This window comes from Streptomyces sp. MAR4 CNX-425 (assembly GCF_048656465.1).
Classification (GTDB): domain Bacteria; phylum Actinomycetota; class Actinomycetes; order Streptomycetales; family Streptomycetaceae; genus Streptomyces.
The window spans coordinates 248,713-269,157 of the sequence record NZ_JBMDLF010000007.1 but is presented as its reverse complement, the minus strand read 5'-3'; the positions used below and the strand labels follow the sequence as shown (position 1 = coordinate 269,157).

Annotated in this window: 13 protein-coding genes and 1 tRNA gene; 5 read left to right on the top strand and 9 right to left on the bottom strand. The window is 73.5% G+C overall.

Annotated elements, in window-relative coordinates:
* Positions 1–35: 35 nt before the first annotated feature.
* The gene (locus ACHZ99_RS21340; protein ID WP_420306271.1) at positions 36–1,358 is read right to left on the bottom strand and encodes an MFS transporter; all 1,323 of its coding nucleotides are present in this window, start codon (positions 1,356–1,358) and stop codon (positions 36–38) included.
* Between the two features lie 79 nt (positions 1,359–1,437).
* On the opposite strand from ACHZ99_RS21340, the gene ACHZ99_RS21335 reads away from it, so the two are divergent.
* The gene (locus tag ACHZ99_RS21335; RefSeq protein WP_420306270.1) at positions 1,438–2,004 is read left to right on the top strand and encodes a CGNR zinc finger domain-containing protein; all 567 of its coding nucleotides are present in this window, start codon (positions 1,438–1,440) and stop codon (positions 2,002–2,004) included.
* Positions 2,005–2,084: 80 nt separating this feature from the next.
* Here ACHZ99_RS21335 and ACHZ99_RS21330 read toward each other — a convergent pair.
* The 3 genes from ACHZ99_RS21330 to ACHZ99_RS21320 all read right to left on the bottom strand — a co-directional run bounded on the left by ACHZ99_RS21330 (position 2,085) and on the right by ACHZ99_RS21320 (position 4,220).
* Positions 2,085–2,157: transfer RNA gene (locus ACHZ99_RS21330), tRNA-His, on the bottom strand.
* 81 nt (positions 2,158–2,238) lie between these two features.
* Positions 2,239–2,847: an oligoribonuclease gene (orn, locus tag ACHZ99_RS21325; protein WP_420306269.1), complete on the bottom strand. Its 609-nt coding sequence runs from the start codon at positions 2,845–2,847 to the stop codon at positions 2,239–2,241.
* Positions 2,848–2,852: 5 nt separating this feature from the next.
* Positions 2,853–4,220, bottom strand: coding sequence for a helix-turn-helix domain-containing protein (locus ACHZ99_RS21320; protein ID WP_420306268.1), 1,368 nt, complete (start codon positions 4,218–4,220; stop codon positions 2,853–2,855).
* Between the two features lie 853 nt (positions 4,221–5,073).
* Here ACHZ99_RS21320 and ACHZ99_RS21315 point away from each other — a divergent pair.
* Positions 5,074–5,595 carry a universal stress protein gene (locus ACHZ99_RS21315; RefSeq protein WP_420306267.1) on the top strand — a complete coding sequence of 174 codons (522 nt, stop codon included), beginning with the start codon at positions 5,074–5,076 and terminating at the stop codon, positions 5,593–5,595.
* Positions 5,596–6,062: 467 nt separating this feature from the next.
* On the opposite strand, the gene glmS is transcribed toward ACHZ99_RS21315, so the two are convergent.
* Both glmS and ACHZ99_RS21305 read right to left on the bottom strand, forming a co-directional pair.
* Entirely contained in the window at positions 6,063–7,877 is a 1,815-nt protein-coding gene (gene glmS / locus ACHZ99_RS21310; protein ID WP_420306266.1) for a glutamine--fructose-6-phosphate transaminase (isomerizing), read from the bottom strand.
* Between the two features lie 43 nt (positions 7,878–7,920).
* Complete coding sequence (locus tag ACHZ99_RS21305; protein ID WP_420306265.1) at positions 7,921–8,178, bottom strand: hypothetical protein; 258 nt, start codon at positions 8,176–8,178, stop codon at positions 7,921–7,923.
* A gap of 195 nt (positions 8,179–8,373) precedes the next feature.
* Here ACHZ99_RS21305 and ACHZ99_RS21300 point away from each other — a divergent pair, with 195 nt between their 5' ends.
* Complete coding sequence (locus ACHZ99_RS21300) at positions 8,374–9,999, top strand: beta-N-acetylhexosaminidase (RefSeq protein WP_420306264.1); 1,626 nt, start codon at positions 8,374–8,376, stop codon at positions 9,997–9,999.
* Between the two features lie 312 nt (positions 10,000–10,311).
* Here ACHZ99_RS21300 and ACHZ99_RS21295 read toward each other — a convergent pair whose 3' ends face one another.
* The 3 genes from ACHZ99_RS21295 to ACHZ99_RS21285 all read right to left on the bottom strand — a co-directional run bounded on the left by ACHZ99_RS21295 (position 10,312) and on the right by ACHZ99_RS21285 (position 17,821).
* Positions 10,312–12,903 carry a glycoside hydrolase family 9 protein gene (locus tag ACHZ99_RS21295; protein WP_420306263.1) on the bottom strand — a complete coding sequence of 864 codons (2,592 nt, stop codon included), beginning with the start codon at positions 12,901–12,903 and terminating at the stop codon, positions 10,312–10,314.
* A 164-nt stretch (positions 12,904–13,067) separates the two neighbouring features.
* A complete protein-coding gene (locus tag ACHZ99_RS21290) occupies positions 13,068–15,896 on the bottom strand; it encodes a glycoside hydrolase family 48 protein (RefSeq protein WP_420306262.1) in 2,829 nt (942 codons plus the stop codon).
* Positions 15,897–16,747: 851 nt separating this feature from the next.
* A complete protein-coding gene (locus ACHZ99_RS21285) occupies positions 16,748–17,821 on the bottom strand; it encodes a LacI family DNA-binding transcriptional regulator (protein ID WP_420306261.1) in 1,074 nt (357 codons plus the stop codon).
* Positions 17,822–18,260: 439 nt separating this feature from the next.
* Here ACHZ99_RS21285 and ACHZ99_RS21280 point away from each other — a divergent pair, with 439 nt between their 5' ends.
* Both ACHZ99_RS21280 and ACHZ99_RS21275 read left to right on the top strand, forming a co-directional pair.
* Positions 18,261–19,433, top strand: coding sequence for an extracellular solute-binding protein (locus ACHZ99_RS21280; protein ID WP_420306394.1), 1,173 nt, complete (start codon positions 18,261–18,263; stop codon positions 19,431–19,433).
* Positions 19,434–19,444: 11 nt separating this feature from the next.
* Positions 19,445–20,440, top strand: a complete 996-nt coding sequence (locus tag ACHZ99_RS21275) for a carbohydrate ABC transporter permease (protein WP_420306260.1) — start codon at positions 19,445–19,447, stop codon at positions 20,438–20,440.
* The last annotated feature ends 5 nt before the right edge of the window (positions 20,441–20,445 follow it).

Here is a 20,445-nt window from a genome sequence, read left to right as displayed (position 1 = left end):
ACGCCTCGGCGCGGCGCCCGCGGGCGGGGCGGCGCTCAGCGCAGCGCGTCCGCGCCGCGGGCCGCCGCCCGCAGGAAGAACGGCACCGTCAGCACCGACGCCACCGCGAAGAAGCCGAACGCCGCCCGCGCCCCGGCCAGTTCGGCGAGCAGCCCCACCAGCCCCGCGCCCAGCGGCATCGCGCCCCACGCGAACATCCGGATCGCGGAGCTGAACCGGCCGAGCATCGCGTCCGGCACCGCCCGCTGGATGACCGTGCGGCTGTTGACCGTCCACAGCGTGCCGCCGAGCCCGCCGAGGAACGCCGCCGCGGCGACGGCGCGCGCGTCGGCGGTCAGCGCCGGCACGGCGGCCATCGCGGCGGTGCCGAAGAGGTCGGCGAGCATCACGCGGCGGCGGCCCAGCAGCCGGTTCAGCCGGGTGACGGCGACGGCGCCGAGGAGCCCGCCGATGCCGAGCGCGCTGAGCAGGGCCCCGTACTGGCCGGGGGTGAGGCCCATGTCGCGGGTGGCGTACAGCGGGATGAGGGCGAGCCAGGCGCCCCAGGTCCCGGAGAGCACGGTGAGGATGAGGGCGAGGGAGCGCAGCAGGCGGTGCCGCCAGAGGTAGCGCAGGCCCTCGGCGATCTGCCCGTTGACGGTGGTGGCCGCGGGCCCCGGCCCGTCTCCCCCGCCGCCCCCGGCTCCCGTGCCGCCTCCGTCGCCTGCGGCTCCCCCGTCCTCGTACGGTACGAGGACGGCCCGGAACCGCCCGACGAGCAGCACCAGGACGAGCGCCGCCGCGGCGTACGCCGCCCAGGTCGCGCCCAGCGCGTACCCCGCCCCCAGCGCGACGAGCAGCCCGCCGGCGAACGGCCCGGCGAACTCGCTGAACACCGTCTCCGCCCCCGCCATCCAGGCGTTCGCCCGGTCCCGCCCGGCGGGCGGCACGGCGGCGGGGACCAGGGCGGTGGCCGCCGTGGAGGCGACGACGTCGGCGACGCCGACGGCCGCGCCGGCGGCGGCCAGCAGCCCGATGGACAGCCCGCCGCCCGCGGCGGCGGCGAGCAGCGGCACCAGCACGAGCAGCCGCAGCACGTTGACGACCCACAGCAGCCGCCGCCGGTCGACGCGGTCGACGAGCACGCCGGCGTGCAGGGCGACGAGCAGCCACGGCAGCGAGATGGCCAGCGCCACCCCGGTGACCTGCGCCGCCGAGCCGCCGGCGCGGGCGGCGAGCAGCGGGAGCGCCATCTTCAGAACGCCGTCGGCGAGGTTGGTGACGGCGGTGAAGCCGACGAGCACGGCGGTGTTGCGGCGCCCGGGATCCCGGGCCGCCCGTATCCGACCGCCCTCCAGCACCGCGGACGCGTCCGCCATGACCCACCCCTAACCGTCAAAGCTGTTTGCCGGTGAGATGAATTTACCAGCAAACGCGATAGCCGGTAAAGTGGTCCGTATGCGCGCACCGCCCCGGGCCGCCGAGCTGGTGGCCGACTTCGCCAACACGCTTGACATCCACGCGGGCACGGACGCGCTGCGCACCCCGGCGGACCTGGCCGCCTGGCTCACCGCCCGCGGCCTGCTCCCCGCGCCGGGCCCGGCCCCCGCCCCGGCCCCCGCCCTCGACTCCGCGCTGCACGAGGCGTGCGTAGCCCTGCGCGCCGGCATCCGCGAGCACCTCGGCACGCACGTCGGCGACACCCCCGACCGCGCGGTCACGGAGGCCGCCGACGCGGCGCTGGCCCGCTTTCCGGTACGTATCGCCGCCGACGGCACCCTCGCACCCGCCGGCGCCCCGGCGGACGGCGCCGGGCGGGCGGTGACGGAGCTGGCCATCGCCTGGAGCACGCTGGCGGTCACCGGGGACGCCGCCCGGCTCAAGCGCTGCGCGGAGCACACCTGCCACGAGGTGTTCTGGGACGTGTCGAAGAACCGCAGCAAGCGCTGGTGCTCGATGCAGGGCTGCGGCAACCGCGCCAAGGCCCGCGCCTACGCCGCCCGCCGCGCCGCCTCGTCCGCCTGACCGCCGGGGGCACGCCCCGGACAGCCGTCAGGCCCGGTCTCCGTGTCGGAGAACCGGGCCCGGGCCGTTCTACTGCCGAGGGTGAGTGACGGGACTTGAACCCGCGGCCACCTGGACCACAACCAGGTGCTCTACCAGCTGAGCTACACCCACCGTGAGCTGATGCTTCCGCACCGGCCGACTAGAAGTGTACAGGGTCGCCGGCGGTGCTCGCCGCCGGCTTTCCCCGTCGTGCTACGAGCCGTCCGGTGCCAGCGTGTGCCGGGCGGCGATGGCCTTCGCGGTGTCCGAATCCGGGCCCGGCGGGGGCACGAAGACCGCCTCGCGGTAGTAGCGGAGCTCGGCGATGCTCTCCCGGATGTCCGCCAGGGCGCGGTGGTTGCCCGCCTTCTCGGGGCTGTTGAAGTACGCCCGGGGGTACCAGCGGCGGGCCAGCTCCTTGACGGACGAGACGTCCACGATGCGGTAGTGCAGGTGCCCCTCCAGGTCCGGCATGTCCCGGCCCAGGAATCCGCGGTCGGTGCCGACGGAGTTGCCGCAGAGCGGGGCGCGGCCGGGCTCGGGGACGAACGCGCGCACGTAGTCGAGCACCTGCCGCTCCGCGTCCGCCAGCGTGGTGCCGCCGGGCAGCTCGTCGAGGAGGCCGGAGGCGGTGTGCATGGCGCGTACCACGTCGGGCATGGACGCCAGGGCCGCCGCCGGCGGCCGGATGACGATGTCGACGCCGTCGCCGAGCACGTTCAGCTCCGAGTCGGTGACGAGCGCGGCCACCTCGACGAGCGCGTCGTCGACCAGCGAGAGGCCGGTCATCTCACAGTCGATCCAGACCATCCGATCGTTCATGGCCCTCACCCTACGTGCCGGTCCCGCTGCCCCGGCACGGTCGCGCGGCGGACGAGTGCGCTCCGGTGGCGCTGCGGGTGCGGCTCGGGGTGGCCGGGGGCGTACGCGTCGGACTGCGGCTTCTCGGCGCCGTCCGCGCCGCCGCCGCCCGCGGCGGCGGCCGGGCCGCCCACGCCGCTCACGGGACCGCCGGGGACGCCGCCCGGGACGCCGCCCACGGCCGCGCCCGGGACGTACCCGCCGGGGCCCGGCGGGCGCCGGGGCGCGGGCACCGTCGGGGGCTCCGGCGGCGGTACGGCCTGGGGGTTGCGGGCGCGGTAGGCCGCCCGGTACGCGGCCGGGGAGGAGCCGAGCTGGCGGCGGAAGTGCCCGCGCAGCGCGACGGGCGAGCGGAAGCCGCACCGCCCTGCCACTTCGTCCACGGAGAAGTCCGACGTCTCCAGCAGCCGCTGCGCCTGAAGCACCCGCTGGGTGATCAGCCACTGCAGCGGTGCGCTGCCGGTGAGCGTGCGGAACCGCCGGTCGAACGTGCGTCGGCTCATGTACGCGCGGGCGGCGAGAGTCTCCACGTCGAACTGCTCGTGCAGGTTCTCCAGCGCCCAGGCGACGACCTCCGCCAGCGGGTCTCCGCCGATCTCCTCGGGTAAAGACCTGTCGAGGTAGCGCTCCTGGCCTGTGCTGCGCCGCGCGGGCACCACCAGCCTCCGGGAGAGGGCGGCGGCGGCCTCGGCGCCGTGGTCCTGGCGGACCAGGTGCAGGCACAGGTCGATGCCGGCGGCCGTGCTCGCCGAGGTGAGGATGTCGCCGTCGTCGACGAACAGCTCGCGCGGGTCCATGTGGACCGACGGGTAGCGCTTGGCGAGCGTCGGCGCGTACATCCAGTGCGTCGTCGCGGGGCGGCCGTCGAGCAGCCCGGCCGCGGCGAGGGCGAACGCCCCGGTGCACAGCCCGACGACGCGGGCGCCGTCCTCGTGCGCGCGGCGCAGCGCCTCCAGCGCGGCGGGCGGCGGCGGCTGGGTGATCGAGCGCCACGCCGGTACGACGACGGTGCCGGCCCGGGCGAGGGCCTCCAGCCCGTACGGGGCGGAGAGCTCCAGGCCGCCGGTGGTGCGCAGCGGGCCGTCCTCACCGGCGCAGACCAGGAGCCGGTACCGGGGGGTGCCGGCGTCCTGGCGGTCGACTCCGAAGACGGAGAGGGGGATGGAGTTCTCGAAGACGGGGCCACCGCTGAACAGCAGTACGGCGACGATCTCCCGTCGCCGGCGGGGCGGGCGTGGTGCCTCGCCCGCGCGTGCCGCGGCTCCCGCCACCTCGGGTGGGCGTGGCCCGCCGGACCGGATCGTTGCGCCCGCTCCGGTGGAGTCCTGGCTCATGACGCTAAGCCCCCTCGCTTCTCTCCCTCTGCGTCCAGCACCTACACCCCCGAGACGATCTCGGTCTCTCGGCCAAGATCAAATCTACTGCGTCGTGTACGACGGACCGGACAGGTTCAGCCCCGCATCTATATCGACAGGTAAAGCGTGTCTTGTGTGACACGCGGGGCAGGTTCGGCCCCACCTGGGTGTCGACATGGAAACTTGGCGTGAAGCCATCGATCGCGAACGGTGTCACCGGTTCACGCGACAGGGAAGGCCACCCCCTCCGGTTCTCCGCCCTGCACGGCTCGTGCGCCCCGACTGCGCCCCCAGCCCCCCGAGCCCGGAACGTTCCCGCCCTGAGTCTCGCAACTCCAGTGTGCAGAAGGGAAGTTGGCCGAAAAGATCGGGTAGCCGGGGGCGGTCCGCGCCGTCCCGGGCGTACGGCCGCACGGAGTCGCGAAACCGCCGGTGAGAGGCCCGGCCCCGCCGTGTCCTGCGCCGCGTCCGGGGCGCGCGCGCCGCGTTCGCGTTCGCGGCGGCGACGACGCGCCCGGGGGGCGCGGCGAGAGCGCACGGAAGCGTGGGGGGCGGCACGAAGGCGGCACACCGGATCGGCGAGCGCCGGTACCGTGCGCCCCCCGGGCCGATCGCCGGGCCGCCCGCCCGGACCGGGCGGGCATTGCGCGGGGCGCCGCACTGGGGCATGCTCCTGTGAACCGTTCGCCGGGGCCACCTGGCATACTGCCGCCCGAGCCTGGGCAAGGGAGGTAGTGTCGCCGTACCCTTGTTGTACGGGATTGGGAAGATGATTCCCGGACACAGCATCCGAGTCCCTCCAGTCACGAGGATTCCCTTCGCCGAGACACCGATGGCCGGTCACGAATTCCCCGAACCCGCGGACCGCAAGCCGGTCGCCGATCCACTGGCGGACCTGGAAGCGGCGGCCGAGCCGCGCCAGAGTTGCGATCCGGCGTTCAAGCACGGCGTCGTCTGCGGCTTCGACGGCTCCACCTCCAGCGAACGCGCCCTCGCCTACGCGGTAGGCATGGCGCGCCGTCTGGGCTGCGGCCTGATCATCGTGCACGTGGCCAACCGGCTGCCCGCCACCGTCTGGGCGGGCTGCGAGCCGCCCGTCTTCGTGGACGTGCCGGACCACCGCACCGAGGTGCTCGGGCTGGAGCTCGCCTGCGCCGACTACCTCACCGACGTGCCGTGGATCCTGGTCGAGCGCGGCGGCGACATCTGTCACGAACTGGAGGAGGTCGGCCGGGAGTACGAGGCCGACGCCATCGTGGTCGGCTCCACGCAGGGCATCGTGGGCCGCATCTTCGGCTCCGTCGCCGGCCGTCTCGCGCGCCGGGCCCAACGGCCCGTCGTCGTCGTGCCGTAGCCGCCTCACGCGCGCGGATGCGCCGGTGGCGCCGGGGGTGGCGGCCGGTGCGGGTGCGTTCCCGTATCCCGGAGAAATTTACTCGCGAGTAGATGTGGGTTGTGAATTTGTGAGGGGCATATAGGGGACACGACGACGCGCTGCCCACCGGGAGGTGACGGTCCCCGGTACGGCAGCGGCACCGCCGGCGTATTGGGCGACGCCGGCACAGGGGAGGCGGCCCTCTGCGCGACGTGGTGGCACGCGCAGAGGGCCGCTCTTTCGCGGTTTCGCCTCCCGCTGAGGGGCGGCGGGGTGGCGCGGGGCCGGGTGGCGCCGGATCCTCGCGGTGCGTCGGAGGTTTCGGGTGTGCGTACGGTCGCCCTGCGCGGGGATCTCACCTTGCGCCCGGGGTCCGCGGCTTCGCCGCGGGGCTCCCACCCGCCCACCCTGTGGGCGGCTGCGCCCCGCGGCCGGGTGTTCCGGGGCTACTCCACCGTCACCGACTTCGCCAGGTTGCGGGGCTTGTCGATGTCGCGCTCCAGCTCCAGGGCCGTGTGGTACGCGAGGAGCTGGAGCGGGATGCCCATCAGGAGGGGGTCCAGCTCCGGTTCGCTGCGGGGTACCACGATCGTGTGGTCGGCCTTCTCCTGGCGGCGGTGGGCGACCGCCAGGATGCGGCCCTCGCGGGCCTTGATCTCCTCCAGCGCCGCCCGGTTCTTCTCCAGCAGCTCGTCGTCCGGCACGATCGCCACCGTCGGCACCTCCGGCTCGATCAGCGCCAGCGGGCCGTGCTTCAGCTCGGAGGCCGGGTACGCCTCGGCGTGGATGTAGCTGACCTCCTTCAGCTTCAGCGCCGCCTCCCGGGCCACCGGGTAGCCGCGGACCCGGCCGATGAACATCATCGACCGCGCGTGCGCGTACTCCCTGGCCAGCTCCCGGATCTCGTCCTCGCCACGCAGCATCTCGGCGATCTGCTCCGGCAGCCGGCGCAGCCCCTCGATGATGCGGCGGCCGTCGGCGACCGACAGGTCGCGGATGCGGCCGAGGTGGAGGGCGAGCAGGCCGAAGGCGACGACGGTGTTGGTGAAGCACTTGGTGGAGACCACGCAGACCTCCGGGCCCGCGTGCACGTAGATGCCGCCGTCGGTCTCCCGGGCGATGGCCGAGCCGACGACGTTGACGACGCCGAGGACCCGCGCGCCCTTGCGCTTCAGCTCCTGCACGGCGGCCAGCACGTCGTACGTCTCGCCGGACTGGGAGACGGCGACGTAGAGCGTGTCGGGGTCGACGACCGGGTTGCGGTAGCGGAACTCGCTGGCCGGTTCGGCGTCCGCGGGGACCCGCGCCAGCTCCTCGATCAGCTGCGCGCCGATCATGCCCGCGTGGTAGGAGGTGCCGCAGCCGAGGATCTTCACCCGGCGCACCGCGCGCGCCTCGCGCGCGTCCAGGTTGAGGCCGCCGAGGTGGACGGTGGAGAACCGGTCCTCGATGCGCCCGCGCAGCACGCGGTCGACGGCGTCGGCCTGTTCGCAGATCTCCTTGTGCATGTACGTGTCGTGGCCGGCCATGTCGTACGCCTCGGGCGACCACTCCACCGTCTCCGGCGAGGACGACGTGCGCGAGCCCTCGGTGGTGTACGTGCGGTAGTCGTCGGCCTTGACCGTGGCCATCTCGCCGTCGCCGAGGGTGACGACCTGGCGGGTGTGCGAGACGAGCGCGGCGACGTCGGAGGCGACGAACATCTCCCGCTCGCCGATGCCGAGGACGACCGGCGAGCCGTTGCGGGCGACGACGATGCGGTCCGGGAAGTCGGCGTGCAGCACGGCGATGCCGTACGTGCCCTCCACCAGCCGCAGCGTCTCGCGGACGGCCTCCTCCAGGGTGCCGGCGGCGGAGCGGGCGACGAGGTGGGCCAGGACCTCGGTGTCGGTCTCGGAGACCAGCTCGACGCCGTCGGCGGCCAGCTTGGCGCGCAGGTCGGCGGCGTTGTCGATGATGCCGTTGTGGACGACGGCGACCTTGCCGGACTCGTCCAGGTGCGGGTGGGCGTTGGCGTCGCTGGGGGCGCCGTGGGTGGCCCAGCGGGTGTGCGCGATGCCCGTGGCGCCGGCGAAGCGCTTGGGCAGCCGGGCCTGGAGGTCCCGTACCCGGCCCTGGGCCTTGACGGTCTTCAGCGCGCCGGAGCGGGCGGCGATGGCCACCCCGGCGGAGTCGTAGCCGCGGTACTCCAGCCGCTGAAGCCCTTCGAGCAGCAGGGGCGCCGCGTCGCGCTTGCCGATGTAACCGACGATTCCGCACATATCGTTCGCTTCCTGTCGGGAGGGTGAGGGGAGGGTGGGGCGGCTAGCCGTAGACGATGCGGCGCAGCTGACGCCGGGTCAGCTCGGGCGGGGCGACCGCGCGGTGCGCGAGCTCCCGGGCGATCCGGTCGAAGATCTCGTCGTTCACCAGGCCGTCCGCCCGCAGCTCGCGGTGGCGCCGGCGGACGAACACGGGCGTCGTCTCGTCGAAGTAGGCCAGGACGTCCTGGACGACCCGCGCGGCTTCGCCGCGGCTGAGCGGCGCGCTGCGTATCAGGTGGTCGATGAGGTCGTCGTGCACCCGTCGATACTGCTCGATGATCTTCCTTTTCGCAAGAAATCTGCCCGGAATCGGGCAGGGATTACTCCTTTCCCCGGACCTCCTCCCCCGCTTCTCGCAGATTGGTCTACACCCTTGACCCGGTCTCGCTTCCGGCGGTACGCCGGGGAATGTCCATGGCAACGCCGCACGATCCGCTTCTCCGAAGGGACCACCGTGAGACGTCACCCCCCGGACCGCCGCCTTCCACGCCTCGGCGTCGCGCTGCTCGTCGCCGTCGCCGCCGCCCTCGGTGCCGGCGCCTCGCCGGCGGCGCCCGGCACCACGGCGCGGGAGGCGCGGGCGGCCGAACCCGTCGCGCTGGACTCCGTGATCCCCGCCCCCGCCGAGGTCGCCCCCGGCGGCAGCCCGTACGAGATCACCGCCGGCTCCGCCATCCGGGTGCCGCCCGGGCGGTCCGACGCGGCCGTCTCCGCCCGCGCCGCCGGGGAGTACCTGGCCGGCGTGCTGCGCCCCTCGACGGGCTTCGAGCTGCCCGTCGGCAGCGAGTCCGGCGACGTCGAGCTGCGGCTCCGCCCCGGGCTCAGGAAGGCCGTCGGCCCCGAGGGCTACGAGCTGACCTCCGGCGCCGACGGCGTGCTGATCACCGCCGCCGCCCCCGCCGGGCTCTTCCACGGCGTCCAGACCCTGCGCCAGCTGCTGCCCCCGGCCGTGGAGGCGGACACCCCGCAGGACGGGCCGTGGCCGGTGGCCGGCGGGCGGATCAGCGACGAGCCGCGGTTCGCGTACCGCAGCGCGATGCTCGACGTGGCCCGGCACTTCTTCACCGTCGAGCAGGTCAAGCGCTACGTCGACCAGCTCGCGCTCTACAAGTACAACACCCTCCACCTGCACCTCACCGACGACCAGGGCTGGCGGCTGGCGATCGACTCGTGGCCGAGACTCGCCGAGTACGGCGGCAGCACGCAGGTCGGCGGCGGCGAGGGCGGCTTCTACACCAAGGACCAGTACCGCGAGATCGTCGCGTACGCCGCCTCCCGGCACATGACCGTCGTGCCCGAGGTCGACATGCCGGGCCACACCAACGCCGCCCTCGCCTCGTACGCCGAGCTGAACTGCGACGGCGTCGCCCCGCCGCTGTACACCGGCACCCAGGTCGGCTTCAGCACGCTGTGCGTGCCGAAGGAGGTCACGTACGACTTCGTCGACGACGTCGTGCGCGAGCTGGCCGAGCTGACGCCCGGCCCGTATATCCACATCGGCGGCGACGAGGCGCACTCCACCCCGCACGACGAGTACGTCGCGTTCATGGAGCGGGCGCAGGCGATCGTCGCGAAGTACGGCAAGACCGTGGTCGGCTGGCACCAGATCGCCGGCGCGGACCCCGCCGACGGCGCCGTCGCCCAGTACTGGGGCACGAGCGGCGACGAGCAGGAGGTCATCGACGCGGCGAAGGCGGGCACCCCGGTGGTGCTGTCGCCCGCCAACCGGACGTACCTCGACATGAAGTACCACGAGGGAACGCCGCTGGGGCTGAGCTGGGCCGGGTACGTCGAGGTGCGGCAGTCCTACGACTGGGACCCCGGCACGTACCTCGGCGGCGGCGTGCCCGAGAGCGCGATCCTCGGCGTCGAGGCGCCGCTGTGGTCGGAGACGCTGACGAACTCCGACGAGATCGAGTTCATGGCCTTCCCGCGCGCCGCGGGCGCGGCCGAACTGGGCTGGTCCCCCGCCGCGAAGCTCGGCTGGGACGGCTACCGCGACCGGCTGGTGGGACAGGGCCCGCGGTGGGAGCGGATGGGCGTCGACTTCTACCGCTCGGCGCAGGTGCCCTGGGAGTGACCCTCCCAGAAGAGGAGGCACGGGCCCGCCTCCCCCCGCCGCTGCCGGTCCGCGGCGGGCCGCGGAGCCCGCGGGGGGAGGCGGTGGGGGGACGGCCCGCACCGCTCGGCACGGCCGGCGGCCCTGGGCCGCCTCGCCGTCCCGAGGAACGCTACGCACGCTACTGACCCCGACTCGGGCAATGCGCCCAAGAGGGACGCCGGGCGCCAGCCTTAAGGCTCTCTTGAGGAACGCATCGGGGGCGCTTAAGAGCCGCGGCCGCACGCGTGTGCGCCGCCGGGGCGGGAGCACTCCCGCCCCGGCGGCCGTCGTTCAGCCGACGAGCTTCACCTCCTCCGGGGCGCCGTTGGCGCCGCTCCAGCCGGCGTTGAAGCCGAAGGAGACCGAGCCGCCGTCCGGGACCGCGCCGTTGTACGGCGTGTTCCGGCAGCTCACGGTGGTCCCGGACTGGGTGCAGACGGCGTTCCAGGCGTTCGTCATGCGCTGCCCGTCGGGGAAGTCCCACTCCACGGTCCAGCCGTCGAGGGACGCGCCGTCGCAGGAGAGCGTGACGCTGCCGGTGAAGCCGCCGGGCCACTCGTTGGGCACGGAGTACGCCGCGGCGCACTCCTCACCGGGGCCCGGGCCGGGGCCGGTGCCGCCGTCCGCGGCGCCCAGGTCGTCGGCGTAGCCGGCGATCCAGGCGAGCGGGGCGTTCCAGTTGATCGTGATCTCGTTGGTGGAGTACGACTCGATGTGGTCGATGTAGCACATCGCCGGCGGGCAGCCCTGGAGCTCCTGCTCGGCCACCGGGTCCTCCAGCTGCGAGTCCGGGCCGCCGGCGATCGAGCCGGGGGCGGGGTTCGGCAGGCTCGGGTCGAGCTGGTTGGCCCAGAACCGGTGGTGCTGGTTCTTCGAGTCCCGCTCGCCGTAGCCGGTGACGTACGACTGGTTCAGCGGATTGCGGCCCAGCAGGTAGTCCAGGCCGGTGAGCACGGCGTCGCGGTAGCCGGACTCGCCGGTGAGGCCGTGCGCGGTGGCCAGGACGACCATGTTGTTGAGGACCTGGCTGTTGGAGCCCCAGACGTACCGTCCGCCGTCGGGGGCGTACGGGACGCCGTAGGCGGCGTTCGCGGCGTCGGCCGCGTAGCCGTCGGCGGCGTCGGTGACCATGCCGCGTACGACGCCCAGCTGGGCGTCCGTCAGCCCGCTGTCGACGGTGGCCAGGTCCAGCGCGCCGAGCCCGGCGGTGGCGCCCCACGACATGCCGCCGCGCGGGAAGACCGCCTCGGCGTCGCCGTGCAGCGGCGAGCCGAGCACGTCCTGGAGGTAGGCGTCCTCGCCGGTGGCCAGGTACAGCTCGGCGGCGGCCCAGTAGAACTCGTCGCTCACGTTGCTGTCGCTGTACGCGCCGCCGCCGGTCCCGTCGTTCGGGTCGGCCAGCATGTCGGGGTGCGCCTCGGCCGCGGTGTACGCGGTCCGGGCGGCCGACAGGCAGCGGTCGGCGAACTCCGCGTCGAAGTCCGCGTACAGCCGCGCGCACTGCGCGCCGGTGGCGGCCAGGTTGAGCGTCGCGGCGGTGGACGCCGGGTGCAGCTCGCGCGGCTGCGGGTCCTCGTGCGGCAGCAGGGGCAGCCCGGTCCACTGCTCGTCGTGCAGCTTGTGGTGCGCCATGCCGGCCAGCTCCTCGCCCGCCGGCACCTGCATGGACATCAGGAACTCCAGCTGCCAGCGCGCCTCGTCGAGCACGTCGGGCACGCCGTTGCCCTGCTCGGGCACGGCCAGCTTGCCGTCGCCGATCGGCTCGCCGTCGGCGCCCTCGGTGGTCAGCGTGCGCTCGTACACGCTCATCACCTGGGCGGCGGCAATGCCGCCGTTGACGACGTACTTGCCGTGGTCGCCCGCGTCGTACCAGCCGCCGGCGGCGTCCAGGGTGTAGTCGCACACGCCCGGCTGGCACGGGACGTCGTCGTCGCCCTGGTTGGGCGCGACGTTCACGTGCCCGGCGGGCCGCGCGTACTCCTCGCCGACCAGGTCGGCGTCGATCTCGATGCCGCTGCGGTTGTGGTAGAAGTACGCGAGCGCGTCGGTGCGCAGCGTGCCGTAGATGTCGTCGCCGATGGTGAACGGCTCGCTGGTCTGGCCGTCGATCGTGACGGTGTAGCCCTCGCCGGCCTCGGTGAAGTCACCGAAGGCGAAGGTGTGCACGTTCTCCAGCGAGGTCGGGTCGGTGCCCGCGGGCACGGTGGTGCCGCTCGCCTTCTCGGTGCCGTCGGCGGCGTTCAGGGTCCAGGTCAGCGGCTCGGTCGCGTCGGTGACGAAGGTGCCGTTCTTCGGCCCCTCGGTGAGGTAGCCGACCTGGTTGACGCGCACCGGCGAGCCGGTGTCCGGGTCGTACGGGGGCCGTTCGGCGCCGCCGCGCAGCGAGACGTCGTCGACGCAGAAGGTGTACGCCGTGTCGCTGCCGCCGATCTGGAAGGCGAGCTGGGCGGCCTCGTCGCCGGCGGTGGCGGTGAAGATGTGCTCGAAGGTCTGCGCGGTGTCGGTGACCTGGTCCGCGGAGGCGAAGAACTGGGCCCACGGCTCCACGGCCTGCTGCACGTTGGTGCGGATGGTCACGGGTGTCGTGGCGGTGGCGGTGTAGCGCAGGGCGTAGGTCTCGCCGGCCTCGATCGGCAGGTCGTTCTGGCCGACGATGGCGTCCCACGGGTTGGCGGTGCCGGCGGGCACCTCGGCGCAGAGCCGCCCGTCGACCACGGTGGCGGGGTTGTCCGGCGTCCACCACCAGGGGTCGGTGCCGGCGGCGAAGTCGCCGTTGACGATCAGCTCGGGGCCCTCGTCGGCGGCCGCGGCGGCGCCGCCGGGCGCGGCGAGCGCTCCGGCGACCAGCACGGCGGCGAGGGCACGGGGTATGTGCCGTCTCACGGAAGACGTCCTTTCGGATGGGGGGTGTGGGGGAGGCGGGGCGCGGCCGCACCCCTCGTCGTCACGGCCGCGCCCCTCGCGGCGGGTTCAACCCGCGGTCCTGCCGCGGCCGGTGCGTACCGACGGGAGTTTCGACGGCGTACGCACCGGCCGCGCCGCCGGCGTCAGGGCTCCGTACCCCACACCGGCTGCCCGGCGACGTACGCGACGACTCGGGGCGCGTCGATGTACGTGCCGGTGGTGGCGCGGCTGTAGTCGTCCGACTCGTCGAAGGCGGACCAGTCGGTCTTGTTCAGCCGCAGCTGGATGTCGCCGGTGGAGTCGCCCGCGGCGAGGCTGCCGGCGCCGGCGGTGAAGCCGACCTCCAGGTAGTGCGTGGCGCCGGGGGTGCTGCCGCCGGCCGCGACGACGCGGTGCGTGACGTTGGCGGCGCCGAGCCGGGCGTAGTCGCAGTGCGTGCCGTACGTGGTCGCGCCGGACTCGCCGCTGAACCAGTAGCGCACGGTCAGCGTCGACAGGCTCAGCGCGCCCCCGCCGGTGTTGACGATCCGCAGGCCCGGCTTGATCTGGTTGTCGGTGGCGTTCTGGTCGTTGTTGCGGTACTCGACCTTCACCGTGCCGGTGCCGGTGCCGGCTCCGGTCGTCGCCTCCACCGCCTCCGACTGCTCCGAGGCGTTGCCCGCCGCGTCCCGGGCGGCGACCGTGTAGGAGTAGGTGGTCTCGGCGGCGAGCCCGGAGTCGGTGAAGGACGTCGTGGACGTGCTGCCGACGGGCGTGCCGTCGCGGTACACGTCGTACGCCGTCACCCGGGTGTCGTCCGTCGAGGCGGTCCACGCCAGCGCGACGCTGCTCCGAGCGGTGGCGGTGACCCGCAGCCCGCCCGGCACGGTCGGCGGCTCGGTGTCGTCGCCGGGCCCGCCGGGGGACTCGCCGCCGAGCAGCTCGCCGTAGGCGGCGAGCGCGAGGGCGAGGGCGGCCTGGGCCCAGAAGCGGTGGTACGTGAACACCGGCGCGGCGCCGCCGTCGAGGTACGTCTGCACCTTCTCCCAGTCCGGGTCGTCCCGGTACCAGGGGCGCAGGCCGATGAAGGTGACGCCGGGCTCGATGGTGTCGCCGTACGGGGAGGTGCCGGACCAGCCGTCCGGGACGTACACCTCGTCGTCGAAGCGGTCGTAGTCGCGGCGGGTCTCGGGGACGGCGATGCCCTTGTCGTCGGCGTGCGCGGCCATGGCGTCGAGCAGCGCCTTGGCCAGCGCCGCGGCATCGGCGTCCGCGGCCCCGGCGGCGTAGTACACGAGGGTCATGGCCAGCGCGGCGCCCACGCCGACGTCGTCGCCGTAGTCCACGACCTCCACGTGCAGCCCGGCGTTGTCGCCGGGGTTCGCGGCGTTCCAGGTGTCGGGGGCGCCGGTCCACCGCAGGGTGGCGGGGAAGCGGTAGCTGCCGTCGGCGCCGACGGTGGTCTCGGCGGAGGCCCAGGCGACCCACTTGGCGAGGACCGCCTCGGCGTCGGCGTTGCCGGTGGCGTGGTAGTACTGCGCCACGCGCTCCATGCCCCAGACCTGGAAGCCGAACCAGTTGTTGCTGGGCGGGTCGTGGTAGACGGGCTGCCAGTCGTACGGCATGCCGTAGAAGGTCGGCGTGCCGGTCGGCGGGACGCCGTACGCACCCTCCCAGCTGTTGGTGCAGCCGCCGGCGAGCGCGCCCTCGGTGGACTGGAGCCAGCGCAGGAACTCCAGCTGCCGCGTCAGGGACTTGGCCCAGTCGCCCTGCGCGGAGGGGGACTCGGGGATCAGCTCCGGGACGGTGGACAGCGCCCAGGCGGCGAAGGGGTTTTGGTAGCCCTGGTGGGAGGCGCCGTCGCCGATGCGCCAGGCCCAGCCGCCGCCGTCGCCGGCGGAGCCGCCCCAGGCGTAGTACCAGGACAGCAGGTAGTGCTGGGAGCTGCGGCCGGAGCCGGCGGGGCAGCCGGTGGGGCTGGTGCAGTCCCCGATCTGCTTGAAGTACTTGTCGAACATGGCGTAGCGCAGGTAGTCGCCCATCTTCGCGGCGCGCGCGACGGACTCCGCCACCTGGCTCTCGTTGCCCTGCGCCCGCGCCCAGGTCAGCGCCCAGTACGCGGCCTGCACGGCGCGCGCGTCGGCGTCCGGGGCGTTGGTGTACTTCCACTGCTGGGCGTAGGAGGCGTCCCCGACGAAGAGGTCGAGGTAGCCGTTCGGCCCGCCGAACTCGAAGAGGTCGGTGGTGGGTTGCGGGATGGTCTCCCAGACCGACTCCTGGGAGCCGCGCTGGTAGGTGTTGATGTACGACGCGCCGGGGCCGGGCCCGTTCTGGCCGCCGGTGCCGGGGGTGTTCCCGTAGCCGTAGGTGTTGTCCAGGTCCATCAGCCAGTGCATGCCGTAGACGTCCATCGTCCCGTACGTCGCGGCCAGTTCGGTGGCGATGGGGTCCTGCCCGACGGACACGTCCGGGTCGAGCTGGGACGGGTAGTCGGAGACCTCGGGGTGCTCGGGCGCGTAGGTGGCGGGCGAACCCGGCTGGTAGGAGCCGCTGCTGGCCTGGTCGGCGTGGGACGGGATGATGGAGCGCTCGGCGGTCTCCCAGGCGCCGTTGAACGGCCCCCAGTCGCCGGTGACCCTGCCGTACGCGGCCTCCAGCCAGATCCAGAAGCTGAACGCCTCCGAGGTGGTCTGGTGGCCGTGGTCGGGCGCCTCGACCATCAGCGTCTCGATGCTGTGGTACGGGATGCCGTCGGGGCTGAAGTACCCGTTGGCGGGGTCCTTGATCTTCTCGTACTGGGCGAGGAAGGCGTCGGTGTACGGGGTGGCGGCGACGGCCTTCGCGCTGCCGTTCGAGGGCGCCTCGGCGGCGTGGGCGGTGGCGCCGGCCAGGGCCTGGCCGGCGCCGAGGGCGACGAGCGCCCCGCCGGTGGCGGCGGTGAACGATCTTCGTGACAACCGTGCGGGCTCGTCGGGAGTGCGGGGTGCGTGCACGAATCCTCCTGGAAGGTGTTCGGGCGTGCGGACTCGCGAGCGGACGGCGTGGGGGGACAGCCGGGCCGGACGCACGGGGCCTTTGTGCGCCCGGCCCGGCTGAGCTGACCGGACGGGGGTGGTGGGCTGGGTGGTACGCCCCCGTCCTCGCGGCGGGAGGTGCAAGACTTGAACTGTGGGAGCGCTCCCAATCTCCCGAAGGGTTATGCACCTGTCAACCCTCCGGGCAGAAGTCGGGTTCGGCGGGGGGCGGTTGGGGCCAACGGGGCGGGGGGCGGGGCTCCCGGAGGGCGGGGGCCGGGCTCCCGGCGGCGGGGGGCCGGGGGGCGGCGTCGCGGCCGGGGCGGCGCCGGGAGACGGCGTCGGGGGACGGCGCCGGGAGACGCGGCCGGGAGACGGCGTCGGGGGACGGCGCCGGGAGACGCGGCCGGGAGACGGCGTCGGGGGACGGCGCCGGGAGACGCGGCCGGGAGACGGCGCCGGGGCACGCTGCGGCGATGGGCGTGGGGGATGTGGGGGGCGGACTGCGGCGCCGGGTGTCGGGGTTGACCTGCGGCGCCGGGCGTCGGGCTTGGCCTGCGGCGCCGGGATCGGGTCTGGTCGTCGGTGGGCGCGGTGTCGTGGGGTGGCGGTGTCGTGGGTGAACGGCGACACCCCCCGCCGGGCGCGCCCACCCCCCACCGGAGACGCCCCCCGCCGGGTACACCCGCTCTCCCCGCCGTCGGCGCCCGCCCTCCGCCGGGGACACCCGCTCCCCCCGCCGGGGACACCCGCCCCCGCCGGGGGCGCCGGCGCCCAGCGCTCCCGCCCCCGGCGCGACCACCCCCGGCGCCTCCGGCCCCGGACCCGGGTCAGCCCGAGGCGCGGACCACCAGTTCCGTCGGCAGCACCACGTGGCGGCCCTCCGCCGCGCCCGCCGCCGCGGCCCCCGCGTCCGCGTCGATGCCCTCCAGCAGGACCCGTACCATCGCCCGGCCCATCTCCTCCGTCGGCTGGCGGACGCTGGTGAGCGCCGGGTCGGTGTGGCGGGCCACCGGGGAGTCCTCGAAGCCGACGACCGCGACGTCGTCCGGCACCGTGCGGCCCGCGGCGCGCAGCACCTGGAGCGCGCCGGCGGCCATCACGTCGGAGGCGGCGAAGACGGCGTCCAGGTCGGGGCGGCGCTCCAGCAGCTCCGTCATCGCGCGCCGGCCGCCGTCCTCGGTGAAGTCGCCGTCCGCGACCAGCCCGGGGTCCTCGTGGCGGCCGGCCGCCTTCAACGCCTGACGGTAGCCGTCCAGCCGGCAGCTGGCGACGTACATGTCAGAAGGGCCGGTAATGGTCGCGATCGCGCCACGTCCGCGGCCTATCAGGTGTTCGACGGCCGCCTGCGCGCCGCCGGTGTTGTCCGAGTCGACGTAGGGTACGGCCTCGCTCGCCGCCCGGCGGCCGTTGAGGACCGCGGGCAGCCCCATGGCCGCCAGCATCTCCGGCAGCGGGTCGCCCTCGTGCACCGAGACCAGCAGCACCCCGTCCACCCGGTCGGCGCTCAGGTACGCCGCCAGCCGTTCCCGTTCCCGGGGGGAGCGGATGAGCGTCAGCAGCAGCTGTTTGTCCGTCTCCGCCAGTTCCGCGCTCACCCCCCGGACGATGTCCGAGAAGTACGGCTCGGAGAACAGCCGGGTCTCGGGCTCCGGGATCACCAGCGCGACCGCGTCCGCGCTGCCGGCGGCGAGCGCCCGGGCCGCGCGGTTGGGCACGTACCCCAACTCCGCGACCGCGCGCTCGACCGCCGCCCGCGCCTGCTCGCTGACCTGGTCCGATCCGTTGATCACCCGGGACACCGTCCCCCTGCCCACCCCGGCTCGCGCGGCGACCTGCTCCAGCGTTGGTCTCCCGCCACGGCCACCCCGTGTCACCGGCGTACGCCGATCCCTGACCGCCATTCCACCCTCCCGCGTTATGGCTGTCTGCTGACTGTCCGATTCTCGCCCCCGCCTCCGGTGCGCGGGCTGCGCCGAAGCTAACAGCCGCGTAACGGCGCGCGGTCGGGATGTCTGGTCCCTTGACACCCCCTTGCCGACGGGCCACCCTTCAACCAATCACTTCTGGGAGCGCTCCCACTCTACTCGACCCATTGAGAACCCGCACGACAAGCCCGCCCGAGCCGCCGATCCGAAACCCCCTCGTCACACCCGGCAGGTGCGGCACGCGTCAGGGCGCAAGGAGGATGCAGTGCGCAGTTACCGCACCACCCGACGGGCCGTGGGCCTGCTGGCCGCCGCCGCACTGGGCACGGGGTTGCTCAGCGCGTGCGCGAGCGATGACGACGACGGTTCGGACACCGACTCCGGCGACGGGGGCGGCGGCAAGACCACCATCACGATGGGGCTCTTCGGCACCTTCGGCTTCAAGGAGGCCGGGCTCTACGAGGAGTACGAGAAGCTCAACCCGGACATCAAGATCGAGCAGGATGTCATCGAGCGGAACGAGAACTACTACCCCGCCCTCCTCAACCACCTGACCAGCAACAGCGGTCTGGCCGACGTCCAGGCCGTCGAGGTGGCCAACATCGCCGAGGTGGTCGACACCCAGGCGGACCGGTTCATGGACCTCGGCAAGGTCGAGGGCGCCTCCGAGGAAAACTTCCTGGACTGGAAGTGGGCGCAGGCGACCACCGACGACGGCAAGACCATCGGGCTCGGCACCGACGTCGGCCCCATGGCCATCTGCTACCGCAAGGACCACTTCGAGACGGCCGGCCTGCCGACCGACCGCGAGGAGGTCGCGAAGCTCTGGGCGGGCGACTGGGAGAAGTTCCTCGACGCCGGCCGGGACTTCAAGGAGAACGGCCCCGAGGGCGTGGCCTGGGTGGACTCCGCCGACGCCGTATACGACGGCGCCATCGCCTCCAGCGAGGGCAAGTATTACAACGAGGACGGCGACGTCATCTACAAGGAGAGCCCGGACGTCAAGGCCGCCTGGGACATCGCCGCCACCGCCGCCGAGGAGAAGCTCACCGGCAACCTGGAGCAGTTCACCAAGCAGTGGGACCAGGCGATGAGCAACGGCGACTTCGCCACCATCTCCTGCCCGGCGTGGATGCTCGGCTACATCCAGGAGAAGGGCGGCAGCAAGGCCGAGGGCAAGTGGGACGTGGCCCCGTCGCCGAAGCCCGGCAACTGGGGCGGCTCCTTCCTCGGCGTGCCCGAGTCCGGTGACAACAAGGACGAGGCCGCCAAGCTGGTCGCCTGGCTGACGGCGCCCGAGCAGCAGGCCAAGCTCTTCGCCGAGCGCGGCAACTTCCCGAGCGCCCCGCCCGCGTACGAGATGGACGCGGTCAAGACCGCGACCAACCCGTACTTCGGCGACGCCCCGATCGGGGAGCTGTTCTCCGCCTCCGCCCAGGAGATCCCGGTGCAGACGATCGGTCCGAAGGACCAGATCATCGACCAGAACATCGGCAACGGCCTGCAGCTGATCGAGCAGGGCAAGGAGGACCCCGACGGCGCCTGGGACGAAGCCGTCGACGCCGCGGACAACGCTCTGGATCAGTGAGACAACCTGCTATGACGCAGACCGGTACGCCCGTGGACGCGCCCCCCTCCGCCGAGGGGGGCGCGGCCCCGAAACGGGCCGCTCCCGACGACCGGCGGCAGAGGTGGCGCAGCCGCCGCTACCGGTGGGACGCCAAGTTCAGCCCGTACGCCTTCATCTCGCCGTTCTTCCTGTTCTTCGGCGCCTTCGGGCTCTTCCCGCTGCTCTACACCGCCTGGGCCTCGCTGCACCGGGTGGAGCTGACCGCGCCCACCGACATGGAGTGGGCGGGCCTGCACAACTACACCCGGCTGTTCGAGGACGAGTTCTTCTGGAACTCGCTGTGGGTCACCTTCACCCTCGCGGTGCTCTCCACGGTCCCGCAGCTGCTCATGGCGATGGGCCTCGCGCACCTGCTCAACTACAAGATGCGCGCCGCCTCCGTCTTCCGGGTGGCGATGCTCGCGCCGTACGCCACCAGCGTGGCGGCGGCGACGCTGGTGTTCGCGATGCTCTACGGCCGCGACTACGGCATGATCAACTGGTTCTTCGGCCTGTTCGGCGTGGACGAGATCGACTGGAAGAGCGGCAGCTGGACCTCGAAGATCGCCATCTCCACGATCGTGATCTGGCGCTGGACCGGCTACAACACGCTGATCTACCTGGCCGCCATGCAGGCGGTGCCGCAGGACCTCTACGAGTCCGCGTCGCTCGACGGCGCCTCCCGCTGGAAGCAGTTCCGCTACGTCACCATCCCCTCGCTGCGGCCCACGATCCTGTTCACCGTCGTGGTCTCGACGATCGGCTCGGTCCAGCTCTTCGGCGAGCCGCTGCTGTTCGAGGAGGGCGCGGGCGCGTCCGGCGGCGCGGACCACCAGTTCCAGACCCTCGGGCTCTACCTGTACGAGCAGGGCTGGCGCAACCTGCATCTCGGCCGCGCCGCCGCCATCGCCTGGGTGATGTTCCTGATCCTGGTGGTGATCGGCATCGTCTTCGGCCTGATCTCCCGCCGCCTGCGGAAGAGCTGAAGGGA

Bases quoted from the DNA above. Each gene is read 5' to 3' on its own strand.
- ACHZ99_RS21340 (WP_420306271.1), bottom strand. From the start codon at position 1,358: ATGGCGGACGCGTCCGCGGTGCTGGAGGGCGGTCGGATACGGGCGGCC.
- ACHZ99_RS21335 (WP_420306270.1), top strand. From the start codon at position 1,438: ATGCGCGCACCGCCCCGGGCCGCCGAGCTGGTGGCCGACTTCGCCAAC.
- orn (WP_420306269.1), bottom strand. From the start codon at position 2,847: ATGAACGATCGGATGGTCTGGATCGACTGTGAGATGACCGGCCTCTCG.
- ACHZ99_RS21320 (WP_420306268.1), bottom strand. From the start codon at position 4,220: ATGAGCCAGGACTCCACCGGAGCGGGCGCAACGATCCGGTCCGGCGGG.
- ACHZ99_RS21315 (WP_420306267.1), top strand. From the start codon at position 5,074: ATGGCCGGTCACGAATTCCCCGAACCCGCGGACCGCAAGCCGGTCGCC.
- glmS (WP_420306266.1), bottom strand. From the start codon at position 7,877: ATGTGCGGAATCGTCGGTTACATCGGCAAGCGCGACGCGGCGCCCCTG.
- ACHZ99_RS21285 (WP_420306261.1), bottom strand. From the start codon at position 17,821: ATGGCGGTCAGGGATCGGCGTACGCCGGTGACACGGGGTGGCCGTGGC.
- ACHZ99_RS21280 (WP_420306394.1), top strand. From the start codon at position 18,261: ATGGGGCTCTTCGGCACCTTCGGCTTCAAGGAGGCCGGGCTCTACGAG.
- ACHZ99_RS21275 (WP_420306260.1), top strand. From the start codon at position 19,445: ATGACGCAGACCGGTACGCCCGTGGACGCGCCCCCCTCCGCCGAGGGG.